Here is a 17417-nt window from a genome sequence, read left to right as displayed (position 1 = left end):
AGTCGTATTTCTCCGATCTCGCGCGCTCTAAAGCAGATTCTGTGCCAGAGTCATATTCCCTTTGATAACAGCAAGTTGCATGAATTTGCGGGAGCGGAGCCTGGGATTTATGCACCAAGATAGAAATCGATTTATCGGCGCTGCACCAATTGTGTGCAAAGCCGAAACCCGTGACCCGGATCGCGAGCAGAGGGCTTGTTATAATTCCGCGCCATGAGCGACACGAAAATCATCGATCAGATGGTGGCAGCGCTGACCCGGATCCTCCCCGAGGGACCGAAGGATCTGGAAAAAAAAGTTCGCGCCGCGTCCCAGGGGGTATTCGACCGGCTCAAACTGGTTTCACGCGAAGAACTCGAGGTGCAGGAACAGGTGCTGCGCCGAACCCGCGAACGTGTCCAGGAGCTTGAAAAGCGAGTTGCCGAACTCGAAGGAAAACTAAAACAACAATAATTCGACAGCTTCAATAAAATATTGCTTCTGGTCTGAAATAAATAGACCAAGAAATAAAAAACTAGCTGATAACCCATCATGACACTTGCTGTTGTTCACAGCCGCGCCCAAATTGGAATGGAAGCACCGCCAGTTACGGTGGAAGTTCACTTGGCGAACGGATTGCCGAATCTTTCCATCGTGGGGCTGCCCGAAGCGGCGGTCAAGGAAAGCAAGGACCGGGTGCGCGCGGCGTTGCAGAATGTGCGGTTTGAATTTCCGGCACGGCGCATTACCATCAATCTCGCACCCGCCGATCTTCCCAAGGAAGGCGGGCGCTTCGACCTTCCTATTGCCATCGGTATCCTGGCGGCATCCGGTCAGATTCCACAGCGCGATCTCGACCGATACGAATTCATCGGCGAGTTGGCACTGACCGGAAAGCTTCGACCCGTGCTCGGTGCGCTCACGGCGGCACTGGAAGCGCGTCAATCCAATCGTGTCCTGATTCTCCCGGCAGCCAATGCGCTTGAGGCCGCCCTCGCGGTTGGGGGAGATGTCCGCGGGGCGAAACATCTGCTCGAAGTTACGGCTCATTTCAATGGTGGTTCGCTACTTGCGCGGCAGGAAGCGAAAATACCGCAGCCCGATGCTTCCGGGGTGCCCGATTTGCGTGACGTGAAGGGACAACATCAGGCCCGCCGGGCCCTGGAAATTGCTGCCGCCGGCGGCCACAGCCTGCTGATGATTGGCCCCCCCGGCGCGGGCAAAACCATGCTGGCCGCGCGGTTGCCCGGCATTCTGCCGCAGCTCGATGATGACGAAGCGCTCGAAGCCGCGGCAATACAGTCTCTGCATAAACGGTTTTCACTCAAGCACTGGAAACAACGCCCGTTCCGCGCGCCACACCATACGGCTTCCGCCGTAGCGCTCGTGGGTGGCGGCAGTAACCCACATCCGGGCGAGATTTCGCTCGCGCATCATGGGGTGCTATTTCTCGATGAGCTCCCGGAGTTCAATCGCCACGTACTGGAAGTGTTGCGTGAACCGCTGGAATCCGGCACCGTCACCGTCTCCCGCGCCGCGAGACAGGCGGAATTTCCCGCCCGATTCCAGCTGGTGGCGGCAATGAATCCCTGCCCCTGTGGCTATTACGGCGACGCCTCCGGACGCTGTCGCTGTACACCGGACAAAGTGAATCAATATCGTGCTCGGATCTCCGGTCCATTACTCGATCGCATCGACATCCATATCGAAGTTCCGGCGGTGCCGCGCGAAGTGTTGCTGGATCGGGCGACACGCACCAGTGAATCCTCGGGAGAGGTGCGCACCAGAGTGGAGCAGACGCGCGAACGGCAACGCCATCGTAATGGTTGTCACAACGCTGCGCTCACCAACCAGCAGATCGAGAGCGCCTGCCGGCTGGATGAATCCGGACGACAACTGCTGGAACAGGCCATGGATCGCTTGGGTTTTTCCGCGCGCGCCTATCACCGTATACTCAAGGTGGCGCGCACCATCGCCGATCTGGCCGCGGAGGAGTTTATTCGCCCCGCGCACGTGGCCGAAGCCGTGCAGTATCGTTGCCTCGACCGTGAAAGGATATATTCGTGAATGCGTCAACTACGACCACCACTCACTCCACTCTAAAACAAAGAAATGCTTTCGAGTGCTAAGTATTTAAATCGAGGTTGTCATCGGGCCTGCCGAGGTAGAGTACGCGCGCGATTGTGCCGATCCGGGGCTGGGGCAAAAAAAAGCGGCCTTGCGGCCGCTTTTTCCGAAAATATTTGAAAGTTATTTCGCTTTAGATGCCATATAGTCAACCGCTGCTTTGACATCGGCGTCCGGACCCTGATAGGTCCCTTTCGGTGGCATGGCGCCCTTGCCCTTGATGGCATTGGCATAGACGGCATCCATGCCGGCCTTGAGTCGCGGCGCCCACGCGGCTTTATCACCGAGTTTCGGTGCATCCGCCACTCCCGCGGCGTGACACACCGCGCAGCTGGCGTCATAGACTTTCTTCCCCTTGTCATCCCCCGCGGCAATAGCCGAAGGAATGATGGCCTCCATGACCGGACTGCCGGGTGCCGCGGTCGCGACGCTGACTTCACCTACCGGCTTGATGCGTTCGGCGATGGTTTTGGCATCTGCCGTGGCTTCGACAGATTTTGACTCCTTGCCACCGACGATCTGGGCGATGATAAATAGAATCACGGTCAACGACACCAGCGCCAAGATCAAGCCCCCAAAAGATTTCATAAATGCACGATCAGTCATGTTTTACCCTTGCACTAAACTTAAATAATTGAGTTTTAACCCGCCGGATGGCGGAGCCTGGAATCATTCGGCACCCAGTATATCCTAATTATTCACTATTCAAAAAACCCTTTTCATGATATCCCCGATAAACGCTGTCTGTTCCGGCTGTTATGCTAACCACGCGTTGCGCGCTCAGCTTAACTGGGTGGCACGGGGATGCTGACGGGTTTCACTTCAGTACATCGACCCCGGGTGTTACCATTACTTCAATTAGCGCCCTTAGCTCAGTTGGATAGAGCGTCAGCCTCCGACGCTGAAGGTCAGAGGTTCGAATCCTCTAGGGCGCGCCAACAAAGCGAAGGGGGCCAACAGCCTCCTTCGCTTTGTTGGCAGGTGTTGGGACTTTCGAACCGCTGACCATTGTCTTATCAAACAGCGGTTCGACAGAACGGCGCGGCCGTTCTGAACAGCGGAGCGTAGCGACGCTGGCCCCGAAGGGGCGAGGCCCGCAGGGCCGAGTAATCCTCTAAGGCGCGCCATCCCTTCAAGGCGTCGAAACTTACCCGTGGCGCCGCGCATCCTGGCAATCAAGCAACTACTCCCGTGGCGGAAAATTCGTTCAAGATCGGGCGCGCCGGGGCTGCGCCATATGAATTGCGTGCCCGGCCACGGCCAGCGACGCCTCGTGCATGACTTCCGACAGCGTGGGATGGGCAAACATCGTGAGCATGATGTCCTCGCTGGTGGCGTTGAATGACATCGCCAACGCGGCCACGGCGACCAGCTCGGAACAACCCGGACCAACCAGGTGCACACCGCGTACACGATCGGTGTCTTTTCCCGCGAGGATCTTGATAAAACCAACGGCCTCGCCCAATGCCAAGGCCCTGGCGCGGCCGTTGGCCGCAAACGGGAAGACACCGGCGCGATAGGACTCGCCCGCGCTCTTCAGCTCCTGCTCGGTTTTTCCCACCCAGGCGATTTCAGGCTGAGTGTAAATCACGGACGGGACGATATCGTAGTTCACCGTGGTCGTCTGTCCGGCAATCCGTTCAGCCACCATGATGCCTTCTTCCATTCCCTTATGCGCCAGCATCGGTCCGCGGACCAGGTCACCGATCGCGTAGACGTCGGGAAGGTTTGTGCGGCAATGCGCATCCACGTGCACGCAACCCCATTCATCCAACAACAATCTGACTTCCTTGTCGTAAAGCCCGTCGGTATTGGGTCGTCTGCCGACCGCAACAATGAGGCGATCCACGGTGTCCTCGTGCTCGCCGTTTTTATCCTGGTAGCGTACGGCCACGGTGCCTTTTTCAACCCGGCTTCCGAGAACCCGCGCGCCAAGGCGGATATCGAGTCCCTGGGCGGTAAACTGCTTGAGTGATTCCCGCGCCAATTGTTCATCGGCCATGGACAGGAACGTCTCCTGCGCTTCAAGCAGCACCACTTCAGACCCAAGTCGCCGCCACACGCTGCCGAGCTCAAGTCCGATCACGCCCGCGCCGATCACGCCAAGACGGCGTGGTACTTCCCTGAACTCGAGCGCCGCCTGCGAATCAACAATTGACTTCCCGTCAAACGCGGCGCTTTTAAGCCCGGAGGGGATCGAACCGCTCGCAAGAATCACCTGATCCGCTTCGACCCGGCGGTGCGCCGAATCGTTCGAAATTTCCACGATGTTATTCGGCAACAGTTTGCCCCGTCCCGGTATCCAGGTAATGCCGTTGGCTTTGAAAAGGATGGCGATCCCGCCCGTGAGTTCGGACACTACCTTGTCCTTGTGTGTCATCATGGCGGGCAAATCGAGCGACAGATTGGTGAATTTGATGCCGCGCCCGGGTCCGTGTTCGCGCGCCATCAGATAAAACTCCGAGGACTCAAGCAACGCCTTGGAAGGAATGCATCCGGCGTTGAGACAGGTCCCACCCAGGGCGGGCTTGCCCTTCGGATCGTGCCAGTCGTCCACGCAGGCCACCTTGAGGCCGAGCTGTGCCGCCCGGATCGCCGCCGTGTAGCCGGCAGGGCCGGCGCCTATCACCACCACATTAAATCGTTCAGTCGCCACGACACGGTTCCTTTATGAGAATGTAACCGAGATGAACAGAGATCGACAACACAATGGAAAAAATTTGCAATAGTTCACGCCCGGCCTTGATCTGTGATCCGCTGGATTCCCCGGGATGAAATTAAACCTCCAGCAGCAGGCGCGTCGGATCTTCAAGCAGCTCCTTGATCATGATAAGGAACTGCACTGCCTCGCGCCCGTCGATCAAACGGTGATCATAGGACAGCGCGAGATACATCATCGGCCGGATGACGATCTGGCCGTTTTCTGCCACCGGACGTTCCTGGATTTTATGCATGCCGAGAATCGCAGTTTGCGGGGGGTTCAGGATCGGCGTGGACATGAGCGAACCAAACACGCCGCCGTTGGTAATAGTGAAGATTCCGCCCGTGATTTCTTCAATCGCAAGCCGTCCGTTCTGGGCGCGATCTCCGAAATCCTTGATGCCGGATTCGATATCGGCCAGGCTGAGCCGATCGGCGTCACGCAATACCGGCACCACCAGGCCACGCGGGGTACTGACGGCAACACCGATGTCGTAGTAGCCGTGGTAAACAATATCATTGCCGTCGATGGACGCGCCGATTTCGGGAAAGTGCCGGATTGCTTCCACCGAGGCCTTGACGAAAAACGACATATACCCAAGGCGTACGCCGTATTCTTGTTCGAAACGTTCCCGATGGCGGGTCCGCAATTCCATCACGGGTTGCATATTTACTTCATTGAAAGTCGTGAGAATAACCGCCGTGCTCTGTGCCTCGACCAGCCGTTCGGCAATGCGCGCGCGCAGGCGCGTCATGGGCACACGACGTTCGGGCCGCTCACCCGCGGTCACGGGCCGCGTTGTGGGTGGTTGGGCGACGGCCGGTTTGGTTTTTACCGGTTCAGTTTCGGGTTCGGGTTCGATTTCATTTTTTCCAATCTGACGCGCCACGTCTTCTTTGAGGATTCGACCGCCCTTGCCGCTGCCGGTAATTTTCCGGGCATCCATTCCGTGTTCATCCATGAGACGTTTCGCCGCCGGCATGACCGCGGCCGCCTCGGATACGGTTTTTTCCGGCGCGGTTTTGGAAACAGTAACAGTGGCGGGTGGCGCCGGGGACACGGTTTTGACGACCGTTGAAGTCGTTGCCTCCGTTTTAACGTCTTTCGTATTAACGCCTTTATCGAAACGGGCGATTGACTGGCCCGATTTCACCGTAGCGCCGGCCGGGACGGATATTTCCGTCAACATACCGTTGTCGGGGGCCGGCACTTCGAAAACCACCTTGTCCGTCTCAACCTCGGCGAGCAATTCACCGCGCGAAAATTTCTCTCCCGGCTGCTTGTGCCAAGAGAGGACAGTGCCTTCGGTGATGGATTCCGGAAATATGGGAACCGTTATTTCAGCGGACATGATTGATTTTGTCCGAAGTCACTTCACGGCTCCCAGTGCCTGATCAAGAAATTCATTCAATTGCTTGATATGCAGGTGATAACTGCCTACGGCAACGGCCGCAGCCGTAGGGCGTCCGACATATTCTAATAGCATCCCTTTGGGCAGAATACGATGGATGCGATGCTGAGTCTGGTACCACGCGCCCTTGTTCCGTGATTCCTCCTGGCACCAGATGAAACGACTGGCGCGAGGATAACGTTGCAATTCTTGTCGCAAATCCGCTTCCGGAAATGGATAGAGCTGTTCGACTCGGAGTATGGCGCTATCGCGACGTTGCAATGTTTGTCTCCGCTCGAGAAGATCGTAGTAAACCTTGCCGCTGCAGAAGATTATTTCCTTGACGGCGGCGTCATCGAGCGGTTCCATTTCCCCGAGGAACGCCCGGAACCGGCCTTGCGTCAACTCCTCGAGGGTGCTGACAGAATTCCGGTGACGCAGCAGACTTTTCGGGGTCATGATCACCAGCGGTTTGCGGCGCGGCCAGAGCATCTGGCGGCGCAACAGATGGAAGAACTGCGCCGGTGTAGTCGGCGCGCAAACAAACATGTTCTGCTGGGCGCAAAGCTGAAGATACCGTTCGAGTCGTGCCGAGGAGTGTTCCGGGCCCTGGCCTTCGTAGCCATGAGGCAGAAAAAGCACCAGTCCGCACAGACGATTCCATTTTTGCTCGCCCGCGCAGACGAACTGATCAATCACTACCTGCGCGTTATTCGCGAAATCCCCGAATTGGGCCTCCCAGATGGTAAGCGTTTTGGGATCGGCGGTCGCGAAACCGTATTCGAAGGCAAGCACCGCTTCTTCCGACAGCAGCGAATTGATCACCAGAAAATTCGGCTGTTCATCGAAGATGTTACGTAACGGCACGTAGGCCTCGCCGGTTTTGTGGTGATAGACCACGGCGTGGCGATGGAAAAATGTGCCGCGCCCCGAGTCCTGGCCGGAAAGTCGCACGCCGTAGCCATCCTTGAGCAACGAGGCGTACGCGAGATTTTCAGCGAATCCCCAGTCCACCGGCAGCGCGCCGGCTGCCATCTTGCGGCGGCTGTCGAAGATCTTGACGACTTGCGGATGCAGCTCGAATCCTTCCGGAACACGAAGCATGGCTTCGGAGAGAGCACGCAATGTCTCGAGACTGATACCCGTTTCGGGCAAAGATTCGCCTGTCCCGGAGGAATACGCGCTCCAGTCGGCGTTAAAGGCGTAACCGGCTTCCTCCTTGGGCACGATATGCGGTGCGACACAGACACCGTCATCAAGCTGTTTCTGATAAGTCTGAGTAATTTCCGCCGCTTGTTCTTCGGTGATGGCCCGATCTTCCACCAAGACGCGCTTGTAGAGCGCGAGTGTCGTGGGCAATTCCCGGATGCGCTGATACATGACCGGTTGGGTCACCGACGGTTCATCGGCTTCCGAATGGCCGTGACGGCGGTAGCTGAAGAGATCGATCACCACGTCCTTGTGGAAGGTCATGCGGTAATCGAGTGCAATTTGCGTGACGAACAGCACCGCATCGGGATCGTCACCGTTGACATGGAAGATCGGTGCCCCAACCATTTTCGCCACGTCGGTACAGTAAAGTGTGGAGCGCGCATCCTGCTGGTTGCTCGTGGTAAACCCGATCTGGTTGTTCAGCACGATATGCACGGTGCCCTTGGTCGAGTAGCCGCGCGACTGCGACATGCTGAAGGTTTCCATTACCACGCCCTGGCCCGAAAACGCCGCGTCACCATGGATGACCACGGGCAGGATGCGATTGCCTCGTTTGTCATGGCTGCGTTCCTGACGTGCGCGCACCGAGCCTTGCACCACGGGTCCGACGATTTCGAGATGGGACGGATTAAAAGCGAGCACCACGTGCACGTTACGGCCTTCCGTCTCGATATCCGAAGAGAAACCCAAGTGATATTTCACGTCGCCGGTACCGCCGTTATTATCATTTTTCCCTTCGAATTCCCGGAACAACTCAGCCGGGCTCTTGCCAAGGATATTCACCAGCACATTAAGTCGTCCGCGGTGCGCCATGCCGATAACAATCTCTTTCACTCCCATCGCGCCTGCGCGCTGGATCACTTCATCAAGCATGAGGACCAGGCTTTCGCTGCCCTCAAGCGAGAAGCGTTTCTGTCCCACGTACTTGGTGTGCAGATAATGTTCGAGGCCCTGGGCCGCCGTCAGCCGCTTGAGCAGGTTGACACGCACCTCGGGCGGGTAATCGGGAACGCCGTGCATGCTTTCGAGGCTGCTCTGGATCCAGCGTTTTTCCTGAGTGTCGGTGATGTGCATGTACTCGGCACCGATTGTTCCGACATAGGTTGCCTGCAAATGCGCAATGATTTCACGCAGGGTGGCCTGCTTTGGGCCGACGAGCGAACCGGTTTCAAACACGGTGTCGAGATCCGATTCGCTTAATCCGACCGTTTCTAGTTCGAGATCGGGGAGCATCGGAACTTCCCGGAGCCCGAGCGGATCGAGCTTCGCGGCCTGATGACCGCGATAGCGGTAGGCATTAATAAGCTGCAGCACCTTGACTTGCTTGTGCGCCTGGTCGGCAGTTACGGCGGCTTGTTCGGCTCGCGGCCTGGCTAGCGACCGCAACTGTCGCGCACGCTTGCGAAATTCTTCTCGGATTATCGAATGCGGGATATCTTGTGTGACCCCGTCCACGCGCGGGAGGTTTTCAAAGTATTGGCGCCAGGCTTGGGGTACCGAATCGGGGTCGTGGAGAAATTGTTCGTAGAGTTGCTCGAGATACGCAGCGTTACCTCCCGCCAGCGGTGAAGAACGCCATAGGGCACGCAGACCCTGATCAACAATTCTGTTACTCATTTTCCTTCAGATGTTTATGTAGCGGGGAACGACCCCTCGGGCGGTTCCTTCACGCTGCCGTTTTAATTCTATAATAGCATGACCTACGGCCTCAACCTTATGGCCGCGGACCACGAATAACGACAAAACAGTTGCCATTCTCAAGATCGAGGTGGAAAAGACTTGCGCCACCAATGGTTGCGGCGGAGCGTGTCATTTGGGTTTCGCCGCCTTGATTTTGCGATCCTTCCCCGCCCTGACGATGAGTTGATCCAATATCTCAAACATGGGTTTTTCACCATGGGCCAATTCAGGGCTGGTTATGTATTTGCCGTCAACGATGATCGTGGGCACGGAGTTGATGTTTAAATCCTGATTAAGTTGCTTGGCCTTTTCAAGATTCAGTCTGACCCCGAACGAATTGAATGTCTCGACGAACTTTTTCCGGTCCACGCCGTGACTCGCGGCAAAGTCGGCAATCCCTTTTTCATCATTGAACGCGCCGCGCTGTTCCTGGACCGCCTTGAAGAAGGCGGCATGCACTTTTGCCGTGATGCCGAGCGCTTCAAAGGTGTAATACGCCTGGCCATGTATTGCCCAACGCGGCGAGGCGGTACCCGGGGTACGCACGAATTGGGTATTTGCGGGCAGTTTTTTCACCCATTGCGCCAGTCCCGGTTCGAGGACATAACAATGCGGACAGCCATACCAGAAAATTTCGCGCACCTCGATCTTGTTTCCGGTCTCGACCGACGCCGGAAATGGTGCTTGGACATAACGACCGGCCGTGCTGTCGGCGTGCGAGTAAAGCGGCAGAAACATCAGGGCCATGAACCAACCATATATCAGTCTTCTCATTTAATTCTCCATGCTTCGTTCATCAATGTGAAAAATTTGCGGCGGTGGATTAGCGTCAAGTCTGCAACCGTTCTATCAGCCGTGCATGAATATTATCAAATCCGCCATTACTCATGATCAACACGTGATCCTCCGGGCGGACTTGCGCGGCCAGCGTCTCAATAATCTCTGCTACCGTGCCATAGCTTTCTGCGCGGCCCGCCAACGCGCTCGTGACGCGCTCAAGATTCCAGTTGAGATCCGCCGGCTTGAGCACCAGAACCTTGTCGGCCAGCATCAGGGATCCCGCCAGGGTGTCACGATGCACGCCTGTGCGCATGGTATTGGAGCGTAATTCCAGTACCGCCAGGATGCGGCGATTGCCCACGCGCGCGCGCAAGGCCTGAAGCGTTGCCGCGATCGCTGTCGGATGATGTGCGAAATCATCGTAAACGGTGATACCTCGCACGCTGCCGCGTACTTCCAACCGGCGCTTGACGTTACGAAATTTCTCGAGTGCCGCCGCCGCGGTATTCACCGGTACACCGGCGTGGCGTGCCGCAACCACGGCCGCGAGTGCGTTCATCATGTTGTGTTCACCGGGCAACGGCCAGGCAACTTCCGTCTGACGCGTGCCGCACCTATAAATCTCAAACCGGCTCGCGTCGCGATTTCGGGGCACGGCCTGCCAGTCCTTTTCCGTGCCAAAATATTCCGCTTTCGTCCAGCATCCTCTAATCAACAGTTCTGACAGATTTTTATCCTGGGCGTTCACAATCAACCTGCCCGACGCCGGAATGGTACGCACAAAGTGGTGAAACTGAAGTGAAATGGCACCCAGATCGGGAAATATATCGGCATGGTCGAATTCAAGATTATTCAGGATAGCGGTGCGCGGGCGGTAATGAACGAATTTGGATCGCTTGTCGAAGAAGGCCGTGTCGTATTCATCGGCCTCGATAACAAAGAACGGATCCGTCCCGCGGCGCGCCGACACGCCGAAATTCTCCGGTACACCGCCGATCAGAAAACCGGGCTTGAGCCCGGCATGTTCCAGAATCCAGGCAAGCATGCTCGCGGTCGTGGTTTTGCCGTGAGTCCCCGCCACGGCGATCACCCAGCGCCCCGGTAAAATATTTTCAGCTACCCACTGTGCGCCGGAGGTGTAGCGAATGTTTCGGTCGAGCACCGCTTCCACCAGCGCGTTGCCGCGCGACAGGGCGTTGCCGATGATCACGAGATCGGGGTCGGCGATATCGAGGTGTTCCGGAAGATACCCTTCCATGAGCCGGATCCCCTGTGCCTCGAGCTGTGTGCTCATGGGAGGATAGACTCTGGCATCCGATCCGGTTACCTCGTGGCCGAGGTCGCGCGCGAGCAGCGCCAAACTGCCCATGAAAGTCCCGCCAATCCCCAGAATATGGATGCGCATCAGTCCGTCACCGACACCGGTGTCACAAGCAGGCCGGTCACGACCATCGACAGCATCAGATACATGAGGCCCGCGGCCACTCCGGCCGCCAATGAGATACTCAGGGCGTGCCGTAACACATGACCGAAAACGAAGATATACCACACCAGAAATGGTCCCCATACCCAGAGGGGAGGCAGCCATTCCCGTGTCAGGCCCGCGCATATCCATGCCGCGATCGAAAGCAGCGCGCCACACCCTGCCAGCGCCGAAAGTGTCTGTGGAACCCGGAGCTCCAGATCACGCCAATGCAGCACCAGATGCGTTACGGCCACGAGCAGCAACGTGTCCACGGCGGCAGCGAGCAGGGCGCTCCCGAATGTCAGGGAATCGAGCACACCGATGACGTCCGTTATTCCATAGGCGATTACGGCCGCGATCATCAGCGGATGAGAGACCGGCAAATCCTGCGGATTCTTGCGCAGCAGACAGATGTCAATAAATTTATTAAGCAACATTAAATCAGGATTCAACCAAGTTTTTAGCATCACCGAATCATAGCTTACTGATAAACCAATAAACCGGCCAAGTCCATGTTTGGGGCTGGCGGAGGAAATGCATACACTTCACCTATGCTGGAACCGCTGATCCAGGACACTGCCTCGCTCACACGCTTGTGTGAACGGCTCCGCGGGCAATCGTGGATTGCACTGGACACAGAATTCATGCGCAGCCGGACGTACTATGCGCGCCTGTGTCTGGTGCAAGTCGCCTCGCCCGATGTCGTGGCCTGCGTGGATACGCTCGCGCTGTCCGCCATTGAGCCGCTGCTTGAGGTAATGTACTCGCCGTGCGTATTGAAAATCATTCATTCCGCGCGGCAAGACCTGGAGGTGCTCACCGATATCCGCGGGAGCCCACCCACTCCGGTTTTCGATACCCAGATAGCGGCGTCGTTGTGCGGTTTTGACGATCAGATCGGTTACGGAACTCTGGTTGAATCCATCACCGGCCATAAACTTCCTAAACTGCACACGCGCGCCGATTGGGAGGCGCGCCCGCTCCCGCCCGAGCAGTTGCGCTATGCCGAAGACGATGTCCGCTTCCTGCGCGATGTATACCGGTTTCTCGCGCAGAAATTGGAAGAACTCGGGAGAACCTCATGGCTCGTCGAAGATTGCGCCGCGATTACCGATCCTGCGCTATACCGGAACGATCCGCGCCTGGCGTATCGCCGCTTGCGGCAAGGCCAGAATCTGGTACCCGCGGCGCAAATGGTCTTGCGCGAACTGGCGGCATGGAGAGAACGGGCCGCGCAACAAAACAATCTCCCGCGCGGTTGGGTGGCGCCCGATGCCACTTTGCTGGAAATCGCCCAGGCCGTCCCACAAAGCATCGAAATGCTCTATCACATTTCCGGCCTGAGCAGCGGGGGAGTCCGGAAATGGCGCGAAGAAATCTTGCAAGCGGTGCGGCATGGCCTGGCGCGGGTCCCTGAGCGCTTGTGGGAAGAACCCCGGCGCCCAGACCGCGATCAGCAGGCACGGTACGAAAGATGGCATGCCAGGATACGCACGGTAGCGACACAACTCAAAATCAGCCCGACCGTGCTGGCGCCGCGACGGGAACTCCTGAAGCTGATGTCCGGTGACATGTCCAGTGGACTGGCACGCGGCTGGCGCCGCGAATGCGTCGGCGCAGAACTCCTCCGGCGGTGCGGCGGCCAGAAGGGTTCGGCGGTCGTTACCTGATTTTGAACATTGTTGGCATAAATCTCGGATCGAAATGGCTTCACAAATTGCGCGCGGCGGGCAAAAGCACATACATTTTCCCCCGCTGGCGCATCGTCCCCGCCAGGCGCTCGGCCTGCTCCCCGAAACCGAAAAAAAGATCCGCGCGAGTCGGGCCGCGGATCGCGCCACCGGTGTCGAGCGCGAACTCGAGACGCCGGTAAGTCACAGGCAACTTGTCGTCGGGCAAAGTGGTGTCAAGCCACACCGGACTTCCGAGCGGGATGAATGCCGGATCCACGGCGATCGATCGTTCCGGCCACAGCGGCACGTTGAGCGCGCCCACCGGACCCGGCGCATCGCCTTCACGCACGGTGAAGAAAACGTAGCTCGGATTGCTGTTCAACACTTTCCGGGCCTCGTCGGGATGCGCGGCGAGCCACGCACGGATGCCCGGCAAGGTTGCTGCTTCGAGCGTCAGGGCGCCGGACTCAACCAGCGTGCGGCCGATCGCCACGTAAGGATGGCCGTTCTGATCTGCATAACCCACGTGCAGCATTCGCCCGTCCGGCAGCTGCACGCGCCCGGAACCCTGAACCTCGAGAAAAAACACCGCCACCGGGTCATCCACCCACGCGATCTCCTGCCCCGAAAGCGCATCTGTCAATGACTTTTGTTTTCGTTCTAGCGGGCCGGTGATCTCGTCACGCGAGTAGTACGGCACCACGCGGCTGCCTTGCAGACGCCCGCGGTACCGCTTGCCCTGCAATTCCGGATAGAGGTCGCCCAGATCAATGATCAACAGATCGTCGGGGCGTCGATACAGCGGATAACGGAAACGTTCGGTGCGGGCGAGACTCCCCGACAGCAACGGTTCGTAGTAGCCGGTGATCAGTCCGTCGGTCGCGCCGGCGTCACCGACCACTTTGTGCGGAACGAAGCGCGTTTCAAAAAAGGCGCGGGCGATCTCATTATCGGGATCGGAAAAGAGCGCGGCATCGGCACAGAGATCCCGCCATTGTTCCGCCCGCGATGCCAATCTCTGGCAACTGCTCATAAACGCCGGCCAGGCCTGGGCGAGCTGATCTTCCCGCCAACCGGGAAGTTCCGTCCAGGGAATCGGTTGCCCGATCCCCGGGGCCTGCCGGGGTACACTCACGCAGGAGACCAGGAAACAGACTATTCCGGTGGTGACCAGCAAACCGGTGCATCGTTTCGCATGCGTAGTCAGGTGGCTGTGGATGACATCAAGCATTGCCTGATTATCCAACAATTTGGTTATTCACGGCTGCCGCCAGGCCTGTGTCCAGTGGGCTCGTCCGCGCCCGGGCACACAATCGGATAGGTCGGCGGAACGCCGGTGATCAGGAAAAGCAGACAGGCACACCGCCGGAGCAGCTCACGCGCCAGCGGCAATCTTGGGCTCGGCGATCGGAATCTCGCCATCGTAGGGAACGGCAAAATGGCATTCCTTCTGCGGACAGACCTTTTCGGTGCCGCGTCGTTTGGTCGTCTTGATGGAAAGGATCGGCCAGCCGCAGTCGGGGCAGGGTTCGTTGATGGGCGGATTCCAGACTGCGTACTTGCAATCCGGATAGCGCGCGCAGGAATAAAATACCTTGCCGTAGCGCGACTTGCGTTTGAGCATGGTTGCCTGTTTGCACTCCGGGCATTCCACGCCAGTGTCCGCTGGTTTCTCGAGCGGCTCCATGTGCTTGCAGTTGGGGTAGTTGCTGCAGCCGATGAAGCGGCCGTAACGTCCGCGCTTGATGACCAGGTGGGATTCGCACTTGGGACACATGCGATCGGGCACAATCTCGGGTTCGTTCGAGGCGCCCACGGCGTCGTCGACGTTGCGTGTGTAATTGCAATCCGGGTAACCGGTGCAGCCGATAAAATAACCGTTGCGCCCGAGGCGCTTGGCCAGTTTCTTGCCGCACTTGGGACAATCCTCGTCCATCATCTCCACACCCGGGCGATCCACGGTTTCCTTGTCCTTCACCTGATTTTTGAAGTCGGTCCAGAATTCCTGGAGCACCGGCTTCCATTCCTTCTCGCCGCGCGAGATGGCATCGAGATCGTCCTCCATGCGCGCGGTGAAGTCGTAATCCACGTAATGGGAAAAATGTTCGGAAAGAAATTTATTAACCACGCGCCCAACATCGGTGGGCCGGAACCGGCGGTTATCAAGCGTCACGTATTCGCGGCGCTCCAGCGTGACAATGATGGACGCATACGTGGACGGGCGGCCGATGCCGTAGGCCTCCAGCGCCTTGACGAGGCTCGCCTCGGAGTAACGCGGCGGCGGTTCGGTGAAGTGCTGCTCCTGGCGCAATAGCTTGAGTTCTACGGACTCGCCTTGCTCCATCGGGGGCAGCAGTTTTTCGTCGGCGGCGGTTTCTGGCGAGTCTGCGGGTTTGTCGTCGATGTCTTCCTGGTACACCGACATGTAACCGGATTTTACCACCGTGGAACCGTTGGCGCGGAAAACATTCCCTTCGCCGGCTGCGAGATCCACGGTGACGGTATCAAGCAATGCCGGCATCATCTGGCAGGCGACGGTACGCTTCCAGATCAGTTCGTATAAACGCAATTGATCCGTCTTCAAGTGGCCCTTGATGGAATCCGGTGCCCGCGCCGCCGAAGTCGGGCGGATGGCTTCGTGCGCCTCCTGGGCATTCTTGGATTTGTTCTTGTATAGGATCGGTTCGTCCGGCAGGTTTTCGGCGCCGTAGCGGTCTTTGATGACGTCCCGGATTTCGGTCACGGCCTCGTTGGCCAGATTTACCGCATCGGTGCGCATGTAGCTGATCAGACCCACGATTTCGCCGTGTCCGAGATCCACGCCTTCGTACAGCTGCTGTGCCGTGCGCATGGTGCGTTGGGCGGAAAAACCCAGTTTGCGCGAGGCCTCCTGCTGCAGGGTGGAGGTGGTGAAGGGCGGCGCCGGGTTGCGGCGACGCTGTTTTTTCTCGACTGAAAGTACGACGAGCCGGCCTTGCGCCGCGGCTAGCAGGGCCGTGTCGATCTCCGCGGCACGGGCGCCGTTGTCGATGGAAAACTGCTCGAGTTTTTCGCCGTTGAAGTGGGTCAACCGGGCGACGAAATCCTTGCCCTGGGCAGCCAGGTCGGATTCGATCGTCCAGTATTCGCGTGCCTGAAAACGCTCGATTTCCTCTTCGCGCTCAACGATCAGACGCAGCGCCGGGCTCTGCACGCGTCCCGCCGACAGCCCGCGGCGCACCTTTTTCCACAACAGGGGCGAGAGATTGAAGCCGACGAGATAGTCGAGCGCGCGGCGCGCCTGTTGGGCATTGATGAGGTTCTCGGATAACTGCCGCGGCTGGGTGATGGCGTGCTGGATCGCGCTCTTGGTAATTTCGAAGAATTCCACCCGATGCACCGGCTTACCGTCCAAGGCGTCTTCCGCCTTCAGAATTTCGTGCAGGTGCCAGGATATGGCCTCGCCTTCGCGATCCGGGTCGGTTGCCAGATACAGCGCATCGGCCTTTTTCATGGCTTTGACGATGGCATCAACGTGCTTTTTATTCTTCTCGATCAACTCGTATTTCATCCCGAAATCGTTCTCCGTCTCAACGGCGCCCTGTTTCGGGATGAGATCGCGCACATGGCCATAGGAGGCCAGACAGGTAAAATCCTTGCCCAGATATTTGTTCATGGTTTTCGCCTTGGCCGGCGATTCCACTACGATAAGATGTTTTGACATTCTTTAATCTAATCCCTCAATAAAAATCCACCGCGATTCAATTGAAAAAAATTATGCGGCGGTATCGCGCGCCGCCGACAGGACCCGTTGCCTATTCGGCGCCCGGAACCGGTCAAGCGCGAATTGTTGACGATAACAGGCGGGTCTTGTCAAGTCCTAGTACACAGGCAATGAACAAGCAACAACAAATGAGGGGACCGGAGGATGATGGTCAATGCAGATGTCCCTGCATTTCATCAAACACCATGTCCTCGAGCATGTGGTAGGCATGTTCCTGTCCAGGCTGGTTAAACAGTACCAGCAGCATCACCCACTTGAGCTGATCGAGCGCGATTTCATCCACTTCCAATGCCATCAGCCGATCAATCACGAGCTCACGCATGGCGGGATTGATCATGCCTCCGGCTTCCATGAAATGAAGATAACCGCGGCATTCGGGATTAAGCTTCTCCCGTTCCTCCTGCGTGTAATGCCGGATCGCGACTGAAATTTCCGGCCGTGAAGTGACATGGGTGTGCTCACGCAATTCTGACAATCCATCGAGCCAGGAAAGGGCCTTGCGGATTTCGCCGCGGCGAAATCCAGCTTGCGTCAGTTCATTGGTGAGTGCTTCCTGATCAGGCTGAAATTCAGCGCCTTCATCCATGTAGTTTTCGAACAAATACATCAGCACATCGAAAACATTTTCTTTCATCAGTGGGCTGTGC

Annotated in this window: 12 protein-coding genes, 1 tRNA gene and 1 pseudogene; 4 read left to right on the top strand and 10 right to left on the bottom strand. The window is 57.7% G+C overall.

Features of this window, described 5'->3' with window-relative positions; all coding sequences use genetic code 11:
* Nucleotides 1-213 precede the first annotated feature (213 nt).
* Nucleotides 214-453 carry an accessory factor UbiK family protein gene (locus WD823_RS09290; protein WP_368429203.1) on the top strand — a complete coding sequence of 80 codons (240 nt, stop codon included), beginning with the start codon at nt 214-216 and terminating at the stop codon, nt 451-453.
* A 78-nt stretch (nt 454-531) separates the two neighbouring features.
* Complete coding sequence (locus WD823_RS09285; RefSeq protein WP_368429202.1) at nt 532-2046, top strand: YifB family Mg chelatase-like AAA ATPase; 1515 nt, start codon at nt 532-534, stop codon at nt 2044-2046.
* A gap of 183 nt (nt 2047-2229) precedes the next feature.
* Here the strand turns inward: WD823_RS09285 and WD823_RS09280 are convergent.
* A pseudogene (locus WD823_RS09280) lies at nt 2230-2478 on the bottom strand (cytochrome c5 family protein); the annotation flags it as partial.
* Between the two features lie 489 nt (nt 2479-2967).
* On the opposite strand from WD823_RS09280, the gene WD823_RS09275 reads away from it, so the two are divergent.
* Nucleotides 2968-3044, top strand: a tRNA-Arg gene (locus WD823_RS09275).
* 269 nt (nt 3045-3313) lie between these two features.
* Here the strand turns inward: WD823_RS09275 and lpdA are convergent.
* From lpdA to WD823_RS09245, 6 genes are all read right to left on the bottom strand, one after another.
* The gene (lpdA, locus tag WD823_RS09270) at nt 3314-4762 is read right to left on the bottom strand and encodes a dihydrolipoyl dehydrogenase (protein WP_368429201.1); all 1449 of its coding nucleotides are present in this window, start codon (nt 4760-4762) and stop codon (nt 3314-3316) included.
* 121 nt (nt 4763-4883) lie between these two features.
* A complete protein-coding gene (gene odhB, locus WD823_RS09265; RefSeq protein ID WP_368429200.1) occupies nt 4884-6158 on the bottom strand; it encodes a 2-oxoglutarate dehydrogenase complex dihydrolipoyllysine-residue succinyltransferase in 1275 nt (424 codons plus the stop codon).
* A gap of 18 nt (nt 6159-6176) precedes the next feature.
* Entirely contained in the window at nt 6177-9026 is a 2850-nt protein-coding gene (locus WD823_RS09260) for a 2-oxoglutarate dehydrogenase E1 component (RefSeq protein WP_368429199.1), read from the bottom strand.
* Nucleotides 9027-9218: 192 nt separating this feature from the next.
* Nucleotides 9219-9863: a thiol:disulfide interchange protein DsbA/DsbL gene (locus WD823_RS09255; protein ID WP_368429198.1), complete on the bottom strand. Its 645-nt coding sequence runs from the start codon at nt 9861-9863 to the stop codon at nt 9219-9221.
* Between the two features lie 55 nt (nt 9864-9918).
* A complete protein-coding gene (mpl, locus tag WD823_RS09250; RefSeq protein WP_368429197.1) occupies nt 9919-11274 on the bottom strand; it encodes a UDP-N-acetylmuramate:L-alanyl-gamma-D-glutamyl-meso-diaminopimelate ligase in 1356 nt (451 codons plus the stop codon).
* A complete protein-coding gene (locus tag WD823_RS09245; RefSeq protein ID WP_368429196.1) occupies nt 11274-11801 on the bottom strand; it encodes a hypothetical protein in 528 nt (175 codons plus the stop codon). The genes mpl and WD823_RS09245 overlap by 1 nt, the downstream gene beginning before the upstream one ends.
* Before the next feature lie 84 nt (nt 11802-11885).
* On the opposite strand from WD823_RS09245, the gene rnd reads away from it, so the two are divergent.
* The gene (rnd, locus tag WD823_RS09240) at nt 11886-13004 is read left to right on the top strand and encodes a ribonuclease D (protein WP_368429195.1); all 1119 of its coding nucleotides are present in this window, start codon (nt 11886-11888) and stop codon (nt 13002-13004) included.
* Between the two features lie 40 nt (nt 13005-13044).
* Here the strand turns inward: rnd and WD823_RS09235 are convergent, their stop codons facing one another.
* The 3 genes from WD823_RS09235 to WD823_RS09225 all read right to left on the bottom strand — a co-directional run bounded on the left by WD823_RS09235 (nt 13045) and on the right by WD823_RS09225 (nt 17404).
* Nucleotides 13045-14238: a murein transglycosylase A gene (locus tag WD823_RS09235; RefSeq protein WP_368429194.1), complete on the bottom strand. Its 1194-nt coding sequence runs from the start codon at nt 14236-14238 to the stop codon at nt 13045-13047.
* Between the two features lie 144 nt (nt 14239-14382).
* Nucleotides 14383-16710, bottom strand: a complete 2328-nt coding sequence (topA, locus tag WD823_RS09230) for a type I DNA topoisomerase (RefSeq protein WP_368429193.1) — start codon at nt 16708-16710, stop codon at nt 14383-14385.
* A 211-nt stretch (nt 16711-16921) separates the two neighbouring features.
* The gene (locus tag WD823_RS09225) at nt 16922-17404 is read right to left on the bottom strand and encodes a DUF494 family protein (RefSeq protein ID WP_368429192.1); all 483 of its coding nucleotides are present in this window, start codon (nt 17402-17404) and stop codon (nt 16922-16924) included.
* Nucleotides 17405-17417 lie beyond the last annotated feature (13 nt).

Source organism: Sulfuricaulis sp., from assembly GCF_040901545.1.
In the GTDB taxonomy this organism is placed as follows: domain Bacteria; phylum Pseudomonadota; class Gammaproteobacteria; order Acidiferrobacterales; family Sulfurifustaceae; genus Sulfuricaulis.
Note: the sequence above shows the minus strand (reverse complement) of the source record. Positions and strands in the feature narration are given on the sequence as shown.